Raw genomic sequence first — 17,326 nt, forward strand, 5'->3', positions numbered from 1 at the left:
TCAGCACGACCCGGCACGACCCTGCACAGGAAGAAAGCGCTTCCCGCGCACGCACGACGTACCACGACGTACTGAGAACGGAGAACAGTCATGGCCCAAGCCGCAGCCGTGGCGAAACCGCCCGCGCCACCCCGGCGGCGCCGTGCCTCCGCCACACCGCGCAGGCTCCCGTACCTGCTGATCGCACCGGCCGCCCTGCTCATGCTGGGCTTCATCGCCTACCCGGTCATCAGCGTCTTCTACTACAGCCTGCAGAACTACAACCCCACCAAGCCATGGCGGAACGGCTACGCGGGCTTCGACAACTTCGTCCACGCCTTCACCGAGGACCCCGTCTTCTGGGACACCCTCGTCTTCAGCGCCAAGTGGGTCTTCGTCGAGGTCGGCCTCCAACTGCTGTTCGGTCTCGCCCTGGCCCTCATCGTCAACCAGACCTTCGTGGGCCGGGGGCTGGGACGCGCGATGGTCTTCTCCCCGTGGGCCGTCTCCGGGGTGCTGACCTCCGCGATCTGGGTGCTGCTCTACAACTCCCAGACGGGCATCACCCGTTACCTCGCGGACATCGGCATCGGCTCCTACGGCACGAGCTGGCTGTCGGACACCTCCACCGTCTTCCCGGCGGCGATCGTGGCCGACCTGTGGCGAGGGGTGCCGTTCTTCGCGATCCTCATCCTCGCCGACCTCCAGTCCGTCTCGAAGGACCTGTACGAGGCCGCCGAGGTCGACGGGGCCAGCCGTCTCAAGCAGTTCTGGCACATCACCCTGCCCCATCTGAAGGACGCCATCATCCTGTCCACGCTGCTGCGCGCGGTCTGGGAGTTCAACAACGTCGACCTGCTCTACACGCTGACCGGCGGCGGCCCCGCGGGTGAGACGACCACGCTGCCGCTGTACATCGCCAACACATCCGTCGACGCCCACAACTTCGGCTACGCGTCGGCCCTGACCACGGTGGCGTTCGTGATCCTGCTCTTCTGCTCGTTGGTCTATCTGCGGCTGAGCAAGTTCGGAGGCGAGAGCAAGTGAGCGTCAAGGAAGCCACCAAGGCGGCGCCCGCCCCGGCGCCCACGGCCCCCGAACCGCCGCGTCCCGCCAAGGGCAGGCGCGCCTGGGACGAGGCGCCCCGCTGGCAGATCTACCTGCCCCTGGGGATCTACCTGGTCTTCACCCTCATCCCCTTCTACTGGATCCTGCTGTTCGCCCTGCGCCCGGCCGGCTCGACCTCGCTGGTGCCCTGGCCGATCACCTTCGACCACTTCGAGAAGGTGTGGACGGAGCGCAGCTTCGGCACCTACTTCGCCAACAGCGTGCTCGTCGGCGTCGTCACCCTGGTCATGACGACCCTCGTCGCCCTGGCCGGCGGCTATGCCCTCGCCCGGTTCGACTTCAAGATCAAGCGGGCGTTCATGCTGGCCCTGCTGTGCTCCCAGTTCGTGCCGGGCGCGCTGCTGCTGGTCCCGCTGTTCGAGATCTTCGCCGAACTCCAGATGATCAACAGCCTCGGCAGTGTCATCCTCGCCGAGACGGTCTTCCAGCTGCCGCTGTCGATGATCCTGATCAGCAACTTCATCAAGAACGTGCCGTACTCCCTGGAGGAGGCGGCCTGGGTGGACGGCTGCAACCGCATGACGGCCTTCCGGATCGTCGTGCTGCCGCTGCTGCGGCCGGGCCTGATCGCCGTCGGCTCCTTCGCCTTCGTGCACTCCTGGAACCACTTCCTGTTCGCCCTGATGTTCCTCAACAACCAGGACAAGCAGACCATCCCGGTCGGCCTCAACACCCTGATGAGCGCGGACAGCGTCGACCTGGGCGCTCTCGCCGCGGGCGGCATCATCGCGGCCGTGCCGGTCGTGATCGTGTTCGCCTTCATCCAGAAGTGGCTGATCACCGGCTTCAGCGCGGGGGCGGTGAAGGGATGAGACTTCGTCAACTCGCCGTCGCGGCAGGGCTGGTGAGCGTGCTCTGCGTCCCCGCCCACGCCGAGGCGCGGGACATCAGCCGCGACACCCTGCCCGCGAACGACGGCTGGGCCGCGCACGGCACAGGCACCACCGGAGGGGCCGCGGCCGACGACGCTCACGTCTTCACCGTGACCGACCGGGCCGGGCTGGTCCGCGCCCTCGACGGCGGCAGCGACACCCCGAAGATCATCAGGATCGCCGGGACCATCGACGCCAACACCGACGACGACGGCGACCGTCTCGACTGCTCCGACTACGCCACCGGCGGCTACAGCCTGAAGAAGTACCTCGCCGCCTACGACCCCCGCACCTGGGGCGCCGCCAAGCCCAGCGGCCCGCAGGAGGAGGCCCGCCAGGCCTCCGCCGCCCGGCAGGCCGAGCGGGTCGTACTGCCCGTCGGCTCCAACACCACGATCGTCGGGCTCGGCGACTCGGCCGTGCTGAAGGGCGCGAGCCTCCAGGTGAGGAACGCGGACAACGTGATCATCCGCAACCTCGACATCCGCGACGCCTATGACTGCTTCCCCGTCTGGCAGCCCAACACCGGTGGCCTCGGCGACTGGAAGACGGCGTACGACACGATCTGGCTGGCCGGCGCCACACATGTGTGGGTCGACCATGTGACGTTGAGCGACAAGGGCCACCCGGACGCCAAGGAGCCCACCTACTTCGCACGCAACTACCTGCGCCACGACGGACTGCTGGACATCACGAACGGCTCCGACCTGGTGACCGTCTCCTGGAGCCGGTTCGCGGACCACGACAAGGCGATGCTCATCGGCAACGGCGACACCGCCACCGGAGACCGCGGAAAGCTCCGGGTCACCCTCCACCACAACGAGTTCGAGTCGGTCGTCCAGCGCGCCCCGCGCGTCCGCTTCGGCCAGGTGCACGTCTACAACAACCGCTACGAGATCACCGGTGACGACTACCGCTACTCCCTCGGCGTCTCCACCGAGTCGAGGATCCACGCGGAGAACAACGCCTTCCACGCCCCCGGCCATGTGGAGGTCGCCGACCTGGTCAAGAGCTGGAACGGCAGCGCCATGCACCAGAGCGGCACGCTCTTCAACGGCTTTCCGGTTGACCTGCTCATGATCTACAACGCCTACAACTCGGGCAGTGAGCGCGACCTGACGGGCGACGTCGGCTGGACGCCCACCCTGCACGGGCGGATCGACAGCGCCGCCGAGGCCGACCGGGCGGTGGCCCGCGGCGCGGGTGCGGGGAGGATCCCATGACCGGTCGCATGATCGACTCCATGAACACACCTCTGCCCGTCGTGCTCGCCGGTGCCCGAGGCCACGGCCGCTGGCACGTCGAGAACATCCGCCGCCTCCAGGAGAAGGGCCTCGTGCGGCTGGCCGGCGTCTGCGAACTGACGCCGCTGACCGAGGCGGAGCTCGACGGCCTGGGCACACCCGAGCAGTCCGCCGACTTCGGCGCGCTGCTGGACTCGACCGGCGCCCGGATCGCCGTGATCTGCACACCGATCCCCACCCACACCGACCTGGCCCTCATCGCGGCCGAGCGGGGCGTGCACCTTCTGCTGGAGAAGCCGCCCGCCCCCTCGTACGCGGAGTTCCGCCGCATGGCCGACGGGGTCGCGGCGGCCGGTGTCGTCTGCCAGATCGGCTTCCAGTCACTGGGCTCGCACGCCGTGCCCGCCATCCGCGAGCTGGTCGCCGAGGGCGCGATCGGCCGGCTGGTCGGGCTCGGCGGAGCCGGTGCCTGGGTGCGGGACGAGGACTACTTCCGGCGGGCACCCTGGGCGGGCAAGCGGCGGCTGAACGGCGTCGACGTGATCGACGGGGCGCTGACCAACCCGCTCGCCCACGCCGTCGCCACCGCACTCGCCCTGGGCGGCAGCACCCGCGCCGAGGACGTCACCGGCATCGAGACCGAACTGCTGCGCGCCAACGCCATCGAGTCCGACGACACCTCCTGCGTCCGGATCAGCACCGCCCAGGGCCACCCGGTCACCGTCGCCGCGACCCTGTGCGCCGAGCAGGCGGACGAACCGTACGTCCTGGTGCACGGCACCACCGGCCGGATCACCTTCTGGTACAAGCAGGACCGCGTGCTGCTCCAGCGCGCGGGGCACGGCCCCGAGGAGTTCGAGCACGGCCGCACCGACCTGCTGGAGAACCTCGTCGCGCACCTCACCACCGGCGCGGACCTGCTGGTCCCGCCGGACGAGACCGGCGCGTTCATGAAGGTCGTGGAGGCCATCCGCACGGCGCCCGACCCCGCGCCGCTGCCGGACACCGCCTGGCACCGCATCCCCGGCGAGAACCGCCGGGTGGTGCCCGGCATCGACGGTCTCGTCGCGGCCGCCGCCGACACCCTCTCCCTCTACTCCGAGCTCGGCGCCCCCTGGGCGCTTGGGCCCTTCTGGCGGCTCACCGCGGCGTCGCGGCGCCCGGCACGCACTCCCCCAAGCTCTCGGCCTCGCTCGAGCAGGGGGCACCCCCATGCCGCACGGTGCGAAGGGCCAGGTGGCTCCGCCATATGACCCTCCACGCCGCGCGCCGATCGCACGCACCGAACGCCGCTCCTTCTTCCGCGGAGAGCCACCAGAAGGGCCCAGCCGCGGAGCACCTGTCGAAAGAGGTGAGCACCAGATGACCAGCAGCGACGACACCGCGGTGCTGCGCGTCGCGGGCCGGCCGGTCGGCCGGTACGTCACCCGGCCCGAGTTGCCGGCCCGGCTCTCCCCGCGTCCTTATCTGCATCCCGTCACCACCCTGGCCGGCACGGCGGTCACCGAACTGACCCCCGCCGACCACGCACACCACCTCGGCGTCGGTGTCGCCGTTCCCGACGTCGAGGGGTTCAACTTCTGGGGCGGGCGCACCTACGTCCGCGACCAGGGCCCGACCGAGCTGGACAACCACGGCGCCCAGCGGCACGTCGCGTTCCAGCTGCGCGACCCGGACGGCTTCGTGGAGGAGCTGCGCTGGGTCGCCGCGGGCGGCGAGCTGCTGCGCGAGCGCCGTACGGTCGCGGCCACCGAACTCACCGACCAGGCCTGGGCGCTGGACCTCACCTTCTCCCTCACCAACGTCACCAAGGACCCGCTGTCGATCGGCAGTCCCGCGACCAACGGGCGGCCGGGCGCTGCCTACGGCGGTTTCTTCTGGCGGGCCCGCAAGGAGCCCTCCGCGCCGGAGGTCTTCTCGGCCGGGGCCGAGGGCGAGGATCAGGTCCACGGCCGCCCCGCCGACTGGCTCGCCCTGCGGGGCGGCACCTGGACGCTGGTCTTCGCCGGCGCCACCGAACAGACCCGCCGCGACCCGTGGTTCGTACGCACCGAGGAGTACCCGGGGGTCGGCTCCTCGCTGGCGCACGGCGAGCGGCTGCCGGTCCCGCCGGGCGAGACCGTCGTCCGCCGGGTGGTCACCGTCGTCGCCGACGGCCGCCTCGACCGGGACGCCGCGGCGGCCCTCGTCCGCAAGGCGGTGAGCCCGTGACCACCGAGACCTACCGCAACCCGGTCCTCGACGCCGACTGGTCCGATCCGGACGTCGTCCGGGTCGGCGACGACTTCTACCTGACCGCCTCCAGCTTCGGCCGCGCCCCCGGCCTGCCGTTACTGCACTCCCGTGACCTGGTGAACTGGAGCCTGGTCGGCCACGCGCTCGAACGCCTGGAACCGGCGGAGGAGTTCGAGAGGCCCCGTCACGACTGCGGCGTCTGGGCCCCGTCCCTCAGGTACCACGACGAACGCTTCTGGATCTTCTGGGGCGACCCCGACCAGGGCATCTTCCAGGTCAACGCCCCGGAGATCAGGGGCCCCTGGACCCGCCCGCACCTGCTGAAGGCGGGCAAGGGCCTGATCGACCCCTGCCCCCTGTGGGACGAGGAGACCGGCGAGGCCTATCTGGTGCACGCCTGGGCCAAGTCCCGCTCGGGCGTCAAGAACCGCCTCACCGGGCACCGTATGCACCCCGACGGCACCGAACTCCTCGACGAGGGCAAGGTGATCGTCGACGCCGACCGCATACCCGGCTGGTTCACCCTCGAAGGCCCCAAGCTCTACCGGCACGACGGCTGGTTCTGGATCCTCGCCCCCGCCGGGGGAGTGGAGACCGGCTGGCAGGGCGCCTTCCGCTCGCGCGGCTTCTTCGGGCCGTACGAGGAGCGGATCGTCCTGGAGCAGAAGGACACCGACGTCAACGGCCCCCACCAGGGCGGCTGGGTGCGCACCCCGTCCGGCGAGGACTGGTTCCTGCACTTCCAGCAGCGCGGCGCCTACGGCCGGGTCGTGCACCTCCAGCCGATGCGCTGGGGCCCGGACGGCTGGCCGGTGCTCGGGGACGACGGCGCCCCCGTCGCCGTACACAAGAAGCCCGACCTGCCGCCGCAGCCGCCCGCCGCGCCCGCCGCCGATGACGACTTCCCGGGTGGACGGTACGGCCGGCAGTGGCAGTGGACGGCCAACCCGGGTGACGGCTGGGCCACCCAGCACTCCGGGGACGGGCTCAGGCTGACCTGCGTCCGCTCGGCCGACGCGCACGATCTGCGCAAACTGCCGAACCTCCTCACCCAGCGGCTGCCCGGCGTCCCGTCCGCCGTCGAGGTGGAGCTGCGCCTGCACAGTGAGGAGCCTGGGGCGCGGGCCGGGCTCGCGGTCCTCGGGGACGCGTTCAGCTGGATCGGTCTCCAGCGTGGGGCCGACGGCACGGTCCACCTCGTGCACCGTTTCGCCGAGGGGGTCGCCGAGCGGGAGCGCGACGCGGCCCACCCGCGCCTCGCACCCGAGGGGCGGGTCAGGATCCGCATCGAGATCGGCGCCGGAGCCCGCTGCCGCTTCTCCTACGACCTCGGCGACGGTCCGTGCCCTTCGGGGCCCGTCTTCGCCGCCACCCCCTGGCGCTGGGTCGGCGCCCTGCTCGGCCTCTTCGCCCTCGCGCCCGTCGGGTCGGGACACGCGGGCGCCGCCACGTTCACGCAGTTCCGGATCACCGAGTTGTAACCCACCGCATCCGTACCCCTCTCTCGCCTGTTGGGAGCCGCAATGACGCACCTCCGTAGCAAGCGCTTGCCCAGACCGGGTGTCGCCCTGGCCGCCGTCGCGGGTCTGGTCGCCGCCCTGGGACTGGGCGCGACCGGGGAGGCGAGGGCCGCCGAACCCGCCCCCGCCGGGATGTCCGCACCGGCGGCGGCGCGCTGGACCGACCAGGCCCACGGCTTCGCCTCGCTGGCCGGAGGCACCACGGGCGGGGCCGGCGGCAAGGTCGTCACGGTCACCGACCAGGCCTCGCTGGCGAAGTACGCGGCCGCCGAGGAGCCGTACGTCATCAGGGTGGCGGGGACGGTCGCCGTCCAGCCCTTCGGCTCGGACATCGTCGTCGCCTCGAACAAGACGATCATCGGTGTCGGTGACACCGGTGAGATCGTCCACGGCGAACTGCACCTCAACCCCGGCACGCACAACGTCGTCATCCGCAACCTGACGATCCGTGACTCCTACGTCGAGGGCGACTGGGACGGCAAGACCACCGACTTCGACGCCATCCAGATGGACGCCGTCCACCACGTCTGGATCGACCACAACCGCTTCACCCACATGGGCGACGGTCTGCTCGACATCCGCAAGGACAGCCAGTACGTCACCGTCTCCTACAACCAGTTCAGCGACCACAACAAGGCGTTCGGGATCGGCTGGACGACCGACGTCCAGACGCAGATCACCATCGACCACAACTGGTTCGCCGGCACGAAGCAGCGCAATCCCTCGGCGGACAACTGCGCCTACGCGCACCTGTACAACAACTACCTCTCGGCACAGGTGGCCGACGGCGACCCCGTGTGGACGTACGGGAACTGGTCCCGGGGCCGCACCAAGATGGTCATCGAGAACAGCTACTACGACAGGGTCCAGCATCCCTACCAGGCGGACGCCACCGCGGAGTTGGTGGAGCGGGGATCGATCCTGAGGAAGACGAGCGGGCGGACCGACGAGTGGGGTGCCGCCTTCGACCCGCGGGACTTCTACGACTACCGGCTGGATCCTGCCGCCGCCGTCCCCGCCCTGGTGAAGAAGTTCTCCGGTCCGCAGCGGCGGATCGGCGTGACCCTCGACGTCCCGGGCGCCTACCCGACCGTGCAGGCCGCCGTGGACGCCGTGCCCGACGGCAACGACGTGCCGGTGACGATCGCCGTCGCGCCGGGCACGTACCGGGAGAAGGTGTTCATCCCGGCGACCAAGCCGAAGATCCTGCTGCGGGGGACTGGACACGACCGCTCCGACACCGTCATCGTCTACGACACGCCCGCCGAGTACGGCGGTTCGACGGGCAGCGCCACCGTGCGGATCGCCGCGAACGACGTCACCGCCCGCAATCTCACCTTCAGCAACGACTTCGACGAGGCCGCGGTCGAGGTGAAGGGCGAGCAGGCCCTCGCCATGAAGACGACCGGCGACCGGATCGTCTTCGAGGACACCGCCTTCCTGGGAAACCAGGACACCCTGATGACCGACAGTCCCAAGCTGAACGTGCTCAGCCGGGTGTATGTCCGCGACTCGTACATCGAGGGTGACGTCGACTTCATCTACGGGCGGGCGACGACCGTGATCGAGCGGTCCGTGATCAAGGCGCTCAGCCGGGGGTCCACGACCAACAACGGCTACATCACGGCCGCTTCGACGTGGAAGGACAACCCGTACGGGTTCCTGATCACCCGCTCGAAGATCGTGAGCGACGCGCCGGCCGGGAGCTTCCACCTCGGCCGCCCCTGGCACCCGGGCGGCGAGCCGAACGCGGTGGCCCAGGTGCTGATCCGCGACACCCGGCTGCCCGCCGCGATCAAGTCCTCGCCGTGGACCGACATGAGTGGCTTCTCGTGGAAGGACGCGCGCTTCACGGAGTACCGGAACTACGGGCCGGGGGCGGCTGTCACCGAGGACCGGCCGCAGATGAGCGACGAGGACGCGAGGACGCACACCGTCACCGCCTACCTCAAGGGCAACGACAACTGGGCGCCCCACGCACGCCACTGACCCCCACAACTTCATATCTCCGTTTGATCCAGAAGAGAGAGCCGACCAATGAAGAGCAGCATCCGCAGAAGCAGGCGCGTGGCCACGGCCGTCGCCCTGGGCTCCGTCCTCGCCCTGACCGCGACCGCCTGCGGTGACGACGGCAGCGGCGCCGGTGGCGACAAGGGGTCCGAGGGCAGCGGCAAGGGCAAGATCGTCTTCTGGGACAACAACGGCGGTGTCCGCACGGACATCTGGAAGCAGATCATCGCCGACTTCGAGAAGGCGAACCCGTCCATCAAGGTCGAGTACGTCGGTATCTCCGCCACCGAGTACCAGTCCAAGGTCGACACCGCCATCCGGGGCGGCGGCCTGCCGGACGTCGGCGGTGTCGGCGCGGCGATGGCCGCCGGGATCGCCGCCCAGGACGCGCTGGAGCCCCTGGACGGCCGCCTCGGAAAGTCCGCGCTCAAGGGCAAGCTCAACGAGGCCATGATCGAGTCGCTGAAGTCCGCCGGTGGCGGCGACGCGCTGTACTCGGTCCCGACCTCCGCGAACAACGGCACCCTCTACTACCGCACCGACCTGTTCAAGAAGGCGGGCCTGGACGCGCCCACCACGTGGGAGAAGTTCTACGAGGCCGCCGAGAAGCTCACCAACGCCAAGAAGAACGAGTTCGGCTACACCATCCGCGGCGGCGCGGGCTCCATCGCCCAGGCGCTGGACGCGATGTACGGGCAGTCCGGCATCACGTCCTTCTGGGACGCCGGCGGCAAGAAGACCACGGTCAACGACCCGAAGAACGTCGAGGCACTGGAGAAGTACGCCGGTCTGTACAAGAAGTACACGCCGGCCGCCGACCTCAACAACGACTTCACCAAGATGGTCGCGCAGTGGGATTCCGGCACGATCGGGATGCTCAACCACAACCTGGGCTCCTACCAGGACCACGTGAAGGCGCTCGGCACCGACAAGTTCCGCGGCATCCCGCAGCCCACCGGACCCGGCGGCAAGCGCGTCCAGGTCTCCAACCCGGTCGACGGTCTCGGCCTGTTCAAGAGCTCCAAGAACAAGGAGGCCGCCTGGAAGTTCATCGAGTTCGCCGCCTCGCACGAGTCCAACTCCAAGTGGAACGAGTCGGCCGGCGCCATTCCGTCCAACACGGAAGCCGCCAAGGACGCCTGGATCTCCAAGGCCGAGCCGACCAAGCTGGCCGCCGCGGCCCTCAACGACGGCTCCACCACCATCGTGCAGCTGCCGTACTACCTGCCGGACTGGAACACGATCTCCAAGGGCGACAACGAGCCCAGCTTCCAGAAGGTCCTGCTCGGCGACATGAGCGCCAAGGAGTTCCTGGACAAGATGGCCGATCAGCTGAACGAGGCCCAGGCGGAGTGGGACCAGCAGAAGGGCTGAGGCTGACCGGTCTCGCCCTGGGGCGGCCTGTGGTGTGCAGGCTGCGGGCCGCCCCGGGCTGGTCGCGCACACGCGACGGAGCCGCGTACGGAAACACCACACCCCCGTGCCCCCGAGGGCCCGCTGAACGAAAGGTCTGTCGTGTCTCTGAGCCGTAGACAAGTCACCGCGGCCGCTGTCGCCGCCGTTCCTCTCACCGTCGCCATGACCGGTACCGCACAGGCCACCGGCCGCCGCGCCCGAACCCTCTACATCGCCGGTGACTCCACCGCCGCCCAGAAGTACACCGACGCGGCGCCCGAGACCGGGTGGGGAATGGCGCTGCCGTTCTTCCTCCACAAGGATCGGCAGGTCGCCAACCACGCGGTCAACGGCCGCAGTTCCAAGAGCTTCGTCGATGAAGGGCGGCTCGCTGTCATCCTCCGGCAGATCCAGCCGGGTGACTTCCTGCTCATCCAGTTCGGTCACAACGACGAGAAGGTGAGCGATCCCTCCCGGTACACCGAGCCCTGGACGACGTACCAGGACTACCTGCGGATGTACATCGACGGTGCCCGGGCGCGTGGGGCGCGGCCCGTGCTCGCCACGTCCGTCGAGCGGCGCAAGTTCGACGCGGCCGGCAAGGCTCTGCCGAGCCACGGCGACTACCCGGCGGCGATGCTGGCGCTCGCCAAGAAGGAGGGGGTGGCGCTGCTCGACATCCAGGCGCTGTCGATCGCGCTCTGGCAGAGGCTGGGGGTCGAGGAGACGAAGAAGTACTTCAACTGGACCGCGACCGAGCAGGACAACACGCACTTCAACCCGCCCGGCGCGATCGCCGTGGCGCGGCTCGTCGCGCGGGAGTTGCTGCGCACGCGGGTGCTCGGGCCGAGCGAGGTGCGCCGGCTGGACGAGACGATTCCCGAGTCCTGGATCACCTGGCCGAAGGCCACCGCGTAACCCCCCGTCCCTGGAAAAGGAGATCCGGACCATGCACGCACGCAGATGGCATGATCATGTCATGACAAAGAGGGTTGCCACTCTCGCCGGCTGCACGGCACTGGTGCTGTCCCTCACCGGCACCGCCGCCGCCCAGGCCGACTCCCGCGATCTCGCCCGGCAGACGCTCGGGGCGAACGACGGGTGGGGGTCGTACGGCACCGGGACCACCGGCGGTGCCGCCGCCGACGCCGAGCACGTGTACACCGTGACCACCTGGGCCCAGTTCAAGGCCGCCCTCGCCGCGGGCGGCAGCGCACCGAAGATCATCAAGGTGAAGGGGACCATCGACGCGGTCTCCGAGGGGTGTGACGCCTTCGCCGTGCCCGGGTACGACTTCGACGCCTATCTGAAGAAGTACGCGCCCGAGACGTGGGGGCTGGACAAGGACCTGAGCGGCGAGCCCGCCGACAGCCCCGAGGGGTTGCGCCGGGCCTCCGCCGACAACCAGGACCAGGCCATCAAGGCCAGTGTCCCCGCCAACACCACCATCATCGGCGTCGGGAAGAACGCGGGCTTCAAAGGCGCCAGCCTCCAGATCAAGGGCGTCGACAACGTCATCGTCCGCAACCTCACCTTCGAGAGCCCCCTCGACTGCTTCCCGCAGTGGGACCCGACCGACACCTCCACGGGCGCCTGGAACTCCGAGTACGACACCGCCGTCGTCTACGGCTCCACCCATGTCTGGATGGACCACAACACCTTCACCGACGGCGGCCACCCCGACAGCAAGGCACCGACGTACTTCGGCACCCTGTACCAGCAGCACGACGGTGAGCTGGACATCGTCCGGGGATCCAACTACGTCACCGCCTCCTGGAACGTCTTCGCCGACCACGACAAGACGCTCATGATCGGCAACAGCGACAGCGAGTCGACGGCCGTGGGCGACCGGGGCAAGCTCAAGGTGACGCTCCACCACAACGTGTTCCGGAACCTGGTCGAGCGCGCGCCACGCGTCCGCTTCGGGCAGGTCGACTCGTACAACAACCACTTCGTGGCCGGCCAGGACTACGTCTACAGCTTCGGCATCGGCAAGGAGTCCCAGCTCGTCGCCGAGCACAACGCCTTCACACTGCCGAACGGGGTCAGCCCGGCGAAGATCCTGAAGAAGTGGATGGATTCGCCGGTCACCGCCGCGAACAACTACGTCAACGGCAAGCTGACCGACCTGATCGCCGTGCACAACGCGGAGATCCCCGGCGAGACCCTCCGGTCGGGCGCCGGCTGGACGCCGACCCTGCGGACCAAGGTCGACCCGGCGAAGGCCGTTCCCGGGATCGTCGACCACCGCGCGGGCGCCGGCCGCATCTGCTGACGCCCCCGAGAACCGGCCGGGCCGGGCGCACGCCACGAGGTGCGCCCGGCCCGGCCGCCCCCGGCCCATCACCCCGCACGAGCCGCACCGCGAAGGGACAGCCGCATGTCCTCGCACTTCCACCGTTCCCTCTCCCGCAGGGGATTCCTCATCGCGAGCGCCGGGGCGGGCGCCGCACTCGCCCTCGCGCCGGTCCCCGCGCGGGCCACCGGGCGGCAGCGCCCGTTCGGCCGGTACGGTTCACCGGCCGCCCGCCTCAACCCGAAGACGCTGTACGTCGATCCGCACGGCCGCGGCGACCACACCTCCGTCCGGGAAGCCGTCGCCGCCGCCGGCGGCAGCGGCTGGACGCTGGTCATCGCGCCGGGCACCTACCGGGGGACGGTCGCCGTCGACGCCACCCGCACCGAGGCGACCTGGATCGGCGCCTCCGAGAACCCCCGAGACGTCGTGATCGTGTACGACAACGCGGCCGGGACGCCCAAGCCGGGCGGCGGCACCTACGGCACCACCGGCTCCGCCACCACCACCGTCCGGGCCGACGGCTTCACCGCCCACCGGATCACCTTCGCCAACGACTTCCTGCGCGCCGACCACCCCGACATCACCGGCACCCAGGCCGTCGCCATCAAGGTGCAGGGCGACCGCTCGGCCTTCCACCACTGCCGCTTCCTCGGCTGCCAGGACACCCTGTACGCCGACTCCAACTCCGCGAGTCTCTTCGCCCGCCAGTTCTTCTCGCACTGCTACGTCGAGGGTGACGTCGACTTCGTCTTCGGCCGGGCCACGGCCGTCTTCGAGCACTGCCACTTCCGTACCCTGAACCGCACCGACGCGTCCGGCGCCCCGTACGGCTTCGTCTTCGCCCCCTCCACGGAGCACGCCAACCCGCACGGCTACCTCGTGACGCGCAGCCACGTCAGCAGCGAGGCCCCGGACGGCTACTACAAGCTGGCCCGCCCCTGGGTGCCCACCTCCAGTACCACCGTCCGCCCGATGCTCACGGTGCGCAACACCTGGCTGGGCCCGGGCATCGACGCGGTCGCGCCCTACGCCAACATGCGGGACGCCCACCCCTGGCAGGACCAGCGCTTCGCCGAGTACGGCAACACCGGCCCGGGCGCCGTCGTCACCGTCCCGGAGAACCGGCCCCAGCTCACCGACGAGCAGGCCCGGTCGGCGACCCGTGCCACCTGGCTCGGCGACTGGCGGCCACCGGGGGCGTGCTGAGATGCGCCGCCGCACTCTCCTGCTCACCTGCGTCGCCGGCGGCCTGACCGCCGCCGGCTCCCGGTCCGCCTCCGCCGCGCCGCGCCACCGCGTCCTGCACGTCCGCCCCGGCGGCTCGGTCCAGGCGGCCGTGGACGCCGTGGCCGGGCCGGGCTGGACCGTCGTCGTGCACCCGGGGACGTACCGCGAGGTCGTCAGCGTCCCGGCGGGGAAGGAGGGGCTGACCCTCAGGGGCGCCACCCGGGACCCGCGGGACGTCGTCATCGTGTACGACAACGCCAATGGCACACCCAGGCCGGACGGCTCGGGCACGTACGGCACGGCGGGCTCGGCGACCTTCACCTCGGCGGCCCCCGGCCTGACCGTCCGCGACCTGACCCTGGCCAACGACTGGCTGCGCGCCGACCACCTCGACATCACCGGCACGCAGGCGGTCGCGGCGTACACGTACGGCGACCGCACCCGCTTCGAGAACGTCCGGCTCCTGGCCCACCAGGACACCCTCTTCGTCGACACGACCGCGCTCGGCACCTTCGACCGGCAGTACTTCCGGCACTGCTACATCGAGGGCGACGTCGACTTCGTCTTCGGGCGGGCGACCGCCGTGTTCGAGCAGTGCCACTTCCGCACGCTGGCACGGGACGTGGACTTCACACCCAAGGGCATGGTCTTCGCGCCCTCCACGGCCCGGGCGAACCCGTACGGCATCCTCGCCGTCCGCTGCCGCATCACCTCCGGCGCCGAGGCCGGGGCGTACAAGCTGGCCCGGCCCTGGGTGCCGTCGTACGAGACCACGGCCTGGCCGTCGCTGGTGGTGCGGGAGACCCGGATCGGGCCGGGCATCGACGCGGTCGCCCCGTACACCAACATGCGCGAGGCCTATCCCTGGCAGTCGATGCGGTTCGCCGAGTACCGCAACACCGGGCCGGGCGCCGCCGTCTCCGTGCCGGAGAACCGGCCGCAGCTCAGCCGCGCGCAGGCCGCGCCGCACACCAAGGAGACGTACCTCGGCGACTGGCGGCCCGGTGCGTAGGGCCGCGGCGCTCCTCCTCGGTGTGTGCCTGCTCTGGCCGGCCCCTGTGGCCTCCGCCGCCGAACGCGCCCCCGTCGGCTGGGCCTCGGCCGGCTCCGGCACCACCGGCGGGGCGGGCGGCAGGAGCTGGACGGTGGACACGCGCGCCGAACTCAAGACGGCCCTGGCGAACGACGGCGATCCCACCGCTCCCAAGGTCATCCGGATCGTGGGTGACATCAACGGCCACGAGAGCGACGACGGTTCCCTGCTCGGCGAGCAGGACTACGCGCCCGGGTACGACCTCCGCAGGTACATGTCCTGCTTCGGCGAGGACGGCGCCGTCTGGTCCGACACCCGCTTCGACCACTGCAAGCAGCAGCGGCAGCTGCGCCAGACCGGGTCGAACAAGGAGAAGGCGCAGATCCAGCTCACCGTGCCGAGCAACACGACCCTCGTCGGCGCGGGCCGGGACGCCCGGCTGCTCGGGGTGTTCCTGACGGTCAACACCGGCAGCAACATCGTCGTGCGGAACCTGCATCTGGAGGCGCCCGTCGACCACTTCACCAGCTGGTCCCCGGGCGACGGCACACGGGGCAGCTGGGACGCCCGCTTCGACGCACTGACCGTGATCACCGGCAGGAACATCTGGATCGACCACTGCACCTTCACCGACGGCCGGTTCCCCGACCGCGAGGCACCCTTCGGCTTCCATGGCGAGCGCGTCCAGCGGCACGACGGGCTGCTGGACATCGAGGACGGCTCCGACTTCGTCACGGTCTCCGACAGCCGGTTCGAGGATCACGACAAGGCCATCCTGATCGGGTCGGGCGACGGACGCGGCGACCGGGACCGGGGGCATCTCAAGGTGACCTTCGTCCGCAACCTGTTCAGCGGCATCGTGCAGCGGGCCCCGCGCGTCCGCTTCGGGCAGGTGCACGTCGTCAACAACGTCCACCGGGGGCAGGCGCCTCTCTACGCCCTGGGCGTCGGCGTGGAGTCCGCGATCTTCTCCGAGCGCAACGTCTTCCGGTATCCCGGGGGACGGCCGTCGCTCGCCGTCGCGGACTACGGGGGCGAACGGTTCCACGACACCGGCTCCTGGTTCAACGGCCGGCCCGCCCGGCTCAACGCCGTGGCGAGCGGTCTCGGCCTCGGGACCGATGTCGGCTGGGATCCGGCCGGTGTGTACGACTACCGCGCCCTGACGTCCCCGTCGGCGGTAGAGCGGTACGTGCTGCGGCACGCCGGAACAGGGAGGTCGTATGGGCACCCATGAGCCGCTCGGACGGCGGACGTTCGTGGTCGGGGCGGGCACGGCCCTGCTGACCGGGGGAGCGGTGAGCGGGGCGGAGGCAGCGGTCGTGGACGGCCCGCTGCCCGACTTCCACCCGGCGCTGAAGGACGCCCTGACCTTCCCGCTCGCCTGGGGGAGATCCCCGATCAGTGACTTCCGCGCCTGGCGGCGTGCCGCCCGGGCCACGGTCGAGGAGCACCTCCTCGTCGAGCGGCAGGACCGGACGCCGTACGCACCGGAGATCGTTGGGCGTGCCCAAGGGGAGGGATACACACGGGAGTTGGTCACCGTCGCCCTCACCCGCCACGAGCGGGTGCGCGGCGCCCTGCTCACCCCGCACGGCCGCGGCCCCTTCCCCGCCGTGCTGCTCCTGCACGACCACGGCGCCAGGTTCGACATCGGGAAGGAGAAACTCGTCCGGCCCTGGTACGACGACACCCGTCTCGCCTCCGCCCGGGCCTGGGCGGACAAGTACTTCAGCGGGCGGTTCGTCGGCGACGAACTGGCCCGGCGCGGCTATGTGGTGCTGTGCCTGGACGCGCTCGGCTGGGGCGACCGCGGGCCGCTCACCTACGAGCAGCAGCAGGCCCTCGCCTCCAACTTCTACAACCTCGGCTCCTCGCTCGCCGGGCTCATGGCCCGGGAGGACCAGCGGGCCGCCGCCTTCCTGGCGGGGCTCGACCGGGTGGACGCCCGGCGGGTCGCGGCCGTCGGCTTCTCCATGGGCGCCTACCGGGCCTGGCAGACCGCCGCCCTCAGCGACCACATCGCGGCCGCCGCGAGTGTGTGCTGGATGACCGGTCTGAAGGAGATGATGGTGCCCGGCAACAACACGCTGCGCGGGCAGTCGGCGTACTACATGCTGCACCCGGGGCTCGCCCGGCACCTCGACATCCCCGACGTGGCGAGCATCGCCGCGCCCAGGCCGATGCTGTTCCTCAACGGCGGGCTCGACCCGCTGTTCCCGGCTGAGGGCGTACGGGTCGCGTACGACAAGCTGTGTGCCGTGTGGCGGTCGCGCCACGCCGAGGGGCGGATACGGACGAAGACGTGGCCGGAGCTCGGCCACGTCTTCACCCACGAGATGCAGGACGAGGTCTTCAGCTGGCTCGACGACGTCCTGTGAGGT

General features: G+C 70.4%; 14 protein-coding genes. All 14 read left to right on the forward strand.

The genetic code is table 11. The features are described from left to right. Positions 1–90 precede the first annotated feature (90 nt). The 14 genes from ACZ6TU_RS10655 (at position 91) to ACZ6TU_RS10720 (ending at position 17,323) form a co-directional block, all read left to right on the forward strand. Positions 91–1,026, forward strand: coding sequence for a carbohydrate ABC transporter permease (locus tag ACZ6TU_RS10655; protein ID WP_467673777.1), 936 nt, complete (start codon positions 91–93; stop codon positions 1,024–1,026). Continuing rightward, positions 1,023–1,919 (forward strand): carbohydrate ABC transporter permease, encoded by an 897-nt coding sequence (locus ACZ6TU_RS10660; RefSeq protein WP_467673775.1) that lies wholly within the window; start codon positions 1,023–1,025, stop codon positions 1,917–1,919. The genes ACZ6TU_RS10655 and ACZ6TU_RS10660 overlap by 4 nt, the downstream gene beginning before the upstream one ends. After that, positions 1,916–3,202, forward strand: a complete 1,287-nt coding sequence (locus ACZ6TU_RS10665) for a pectate lyase family protein (protein WP_469547761.1) — start codon at positions 1,916–1,918, stop codon at positions 3,200–3,202. The genes ACZ6TU_RS10660 and ACZ6TU_RS10665 overlap by 4 nt, the downstream gene beginning before the upstream one ends. Next, positions 3,199–4,476, forward strand: coding sequence for a Gfo/Idh/MocA family protein (locus ACZ6TU_RS10670; RefSeq protein WP_469547762.1), 1,278 nt, complete (start codon positions 3,199–3,201; stop codon positions 4,474–4,476). Before ACZ6TU_RS10665 ends, ACZ6TU_RS10670 begins: the two co-directional genes overlap by 4 nt. A gap of 109 nt (positions 4,477–4,585) precedes the next feature. Next, on the forward strand, positions 4,586–5,434 hold the full coding sequence (locus tag ACZ6TU_RS10675; RefSeq protein WP_467673769.1) for a DUF6807 domain-containing protein: 849 nt from the start codon (positions 4,586–4,588) through the stop codon (positions 5,432–5,434). After that, a complete protein-coding gene (locus ACZ6TU_RS10680; RefSeq protein ID WP_469547764.1) occupies positions 5,431–6,939 on the forward strand; it encodes a glycoside hydrolase family 43 protein in 1,509 nt (502 codons plus the stop codon). The genes ACZ6TU_RS10675 and ACZ6TU_RS10680 overlap by 4 nt, the downstream gene beginning before the upstream one ends. Positions 6,940–6,981: 42 nt before the next feature. Next, positions 6,982–8,967 (forward strand): pectinesterase family protein, encoded by a 1,986-nt coding sequence (locus tag ACZ6TU_RS10685; RefSeq protein WP_469547766.1) that lies wholly within the window; start codon positions 6,982–6,984, stop codon positions 8,965–8,967. Between the two features lie 48 nt (positions 8,968–9,015). After that, positions 9,016–10,362: an ABC transporter substrate-binding protein gene (locus ACZ6TU_RS10690; RefSeq protein ID WP_467673763.1), complete on the forward strand. Its 1,347-nt coding sequence runs from the start codon at positions 9,016–9,018 to the stop codon at positions 10,360–10,362. 141 nt (positions 10,363–10,503) lie between these two features. Then, positions 10,504–11,301, forward strand: coding sequence for a rhamnogalacturonan acetylesterase (locus ACZ6TU_RS10695; RefSeq protein ID WP_467673761.1), 798 nt, complete (start codon positions 10,504–10,506; stop codon positions 11,299–11,301). A gap of 31 nt (positions 11,302–11,332) precedes the next feature. Beyond that, positions 11,333–12,658, forward strand: a complete 1,326-nt coding sequence (locus ACZ6TU_RS10700) for a pectate lyase family protein (protein WP_467673759.1) — start codon at positions 11,333–11,335, stop codon at positions 12,656–12,658. A 105-nt stretch (positions 12,659–12,763) separates the two neighbouring features. Next, positions 12,764–13,888, forward strand: coding sequence for a pectinesterase family protein (locus ACZ6TU_RS10705; protein ID WP_467673757.1), 1,125 nt, complete (start codon positions 12,764–12,766; stop codon positions 13,886–13,888). 1 nt (position 13,889) lies between these two features. Further along, the gene (locus ACZ6TU_RS10710; RefSeq protein WP_469547770.1) at positions 13,890–14,921 is read left to right on the forward strand and encodes a pectinesterase family protein; all 1,032 of its coding nucleotides are present in this window, start codon (positions 13,890–13,892) and stop codon (positions 14,919–14,921) included. Continuing rightward, entirely contained in the window at positions 14,914–16,179 is a 1,266-nt protein-coding gene (locus ACZ6TU_RS10715; protein ID WP_469547772.1) for a pectate lyase family protein, read from the forward strand. The genes ACZ6TU_RS10710 and ACZ6TU_RS10715 overlap by 8 nt, the downstream gene beginning before the upstream one ends. Further along, a complete protein-coding gene (locus ACZ6TU_RS10720; protein WP_467673751.1) occupies positions 16,166–17,323 on the forward strand; it encodes a dienelactone hydrolase family protein in 1,158 nt (385 codons plus the stop codon). Before ACZ6TU_RS10715 ends, ACZ6TU_RS10720 begins: the two co-directional genes overlap by 14 nt. The last annotated feature ends 3 nt before the right edge of the window (positions 17,324–17,326 follow it).

Source organism: Streptomyces sp. NPDC052064 (assembly GCF_055585925.1).

What these genes read in the sequence shown, in the direction of transcription:
- ACZ6TU_RS10655 (WP_467673777.1), top strand. Translation starts at nt 91, where the DNA reads ATGGCCCAAGCCGCAGCCGTGGCGAAACCGCCCGCGCCACCCCGGCGG.
- ACZ6TU_RS10720 (WP_467673751.1), top strand. Translation starts at nt 16,166, where the DNA reads ATGGGCACCCATGAGCCGCTCGGACGGCGGACGTTCGTGGTCGGGGCG.
- ACZ6TU_RS10685 (WP_469547766.1), top strand. Translation starts at nt 6,982, where the DNA reads ATGACGCACCTCCGTAGCAAGCGCTTGCCCAGACCGGGTGTCGCCCTG.
- ACZ6TU_RS10700 (WP_467673759.1), top strand. Translation starts at nt 11,333, where the DNA reads ATGCACGCACGCAGATGGCATGATCATGTCATGACAAAGAGGGTTGCC.
- ACZ6TU_RS10690 (WP_467673763.1), top strand. Translation starts at nt 9,016, where the DNA reads ATGAAGAGCAGCATCCGCAGAAGCAGGCGCGTGGCCACGGCCGTCGCC.
- ACZ6TU_RS10670 (WP_469547762.1), top strand. Translation starts at nt 3,199, where the DNA reads ATGACCGGTCGCATGATCGACTCCATGAACACACCTCTGCCCGTCGTG.
- ACZ6TU_RS10675 (WP_467673769.1), top strand. Translation starts at nt 4,586, where the DNA reads ATGACCAGCAGCGACGACACCGCGGTGCTGCGCGTCGCGGGCCGGCCG.
- ACZ6TU_RS10665 (WP_469547761.1), top strand. Translation starts at nt 1,916, where the DNA reads ATGAGACTTCGTCAACTCGCCGTCGCGGCAGGGCTGGTGAGCGTGCTC.
- ACZ6TU_RS10705 (WP_467673757.1), top strand. Translation starts at nt 12,764, where the DNA reads ATGTCCTCGCACTTCCACCGTTCCCTCTCCCGCAGGGGATTCCTCATC.
- ACZ6TU_RS10710 (WP_469547770.1), top strand. Translation starts at nt 13,890, where the DNA reads ATGCGCCGCCGCACTCTCCTGCTCACCTGCGTCGCCGGCGGCCTGACC.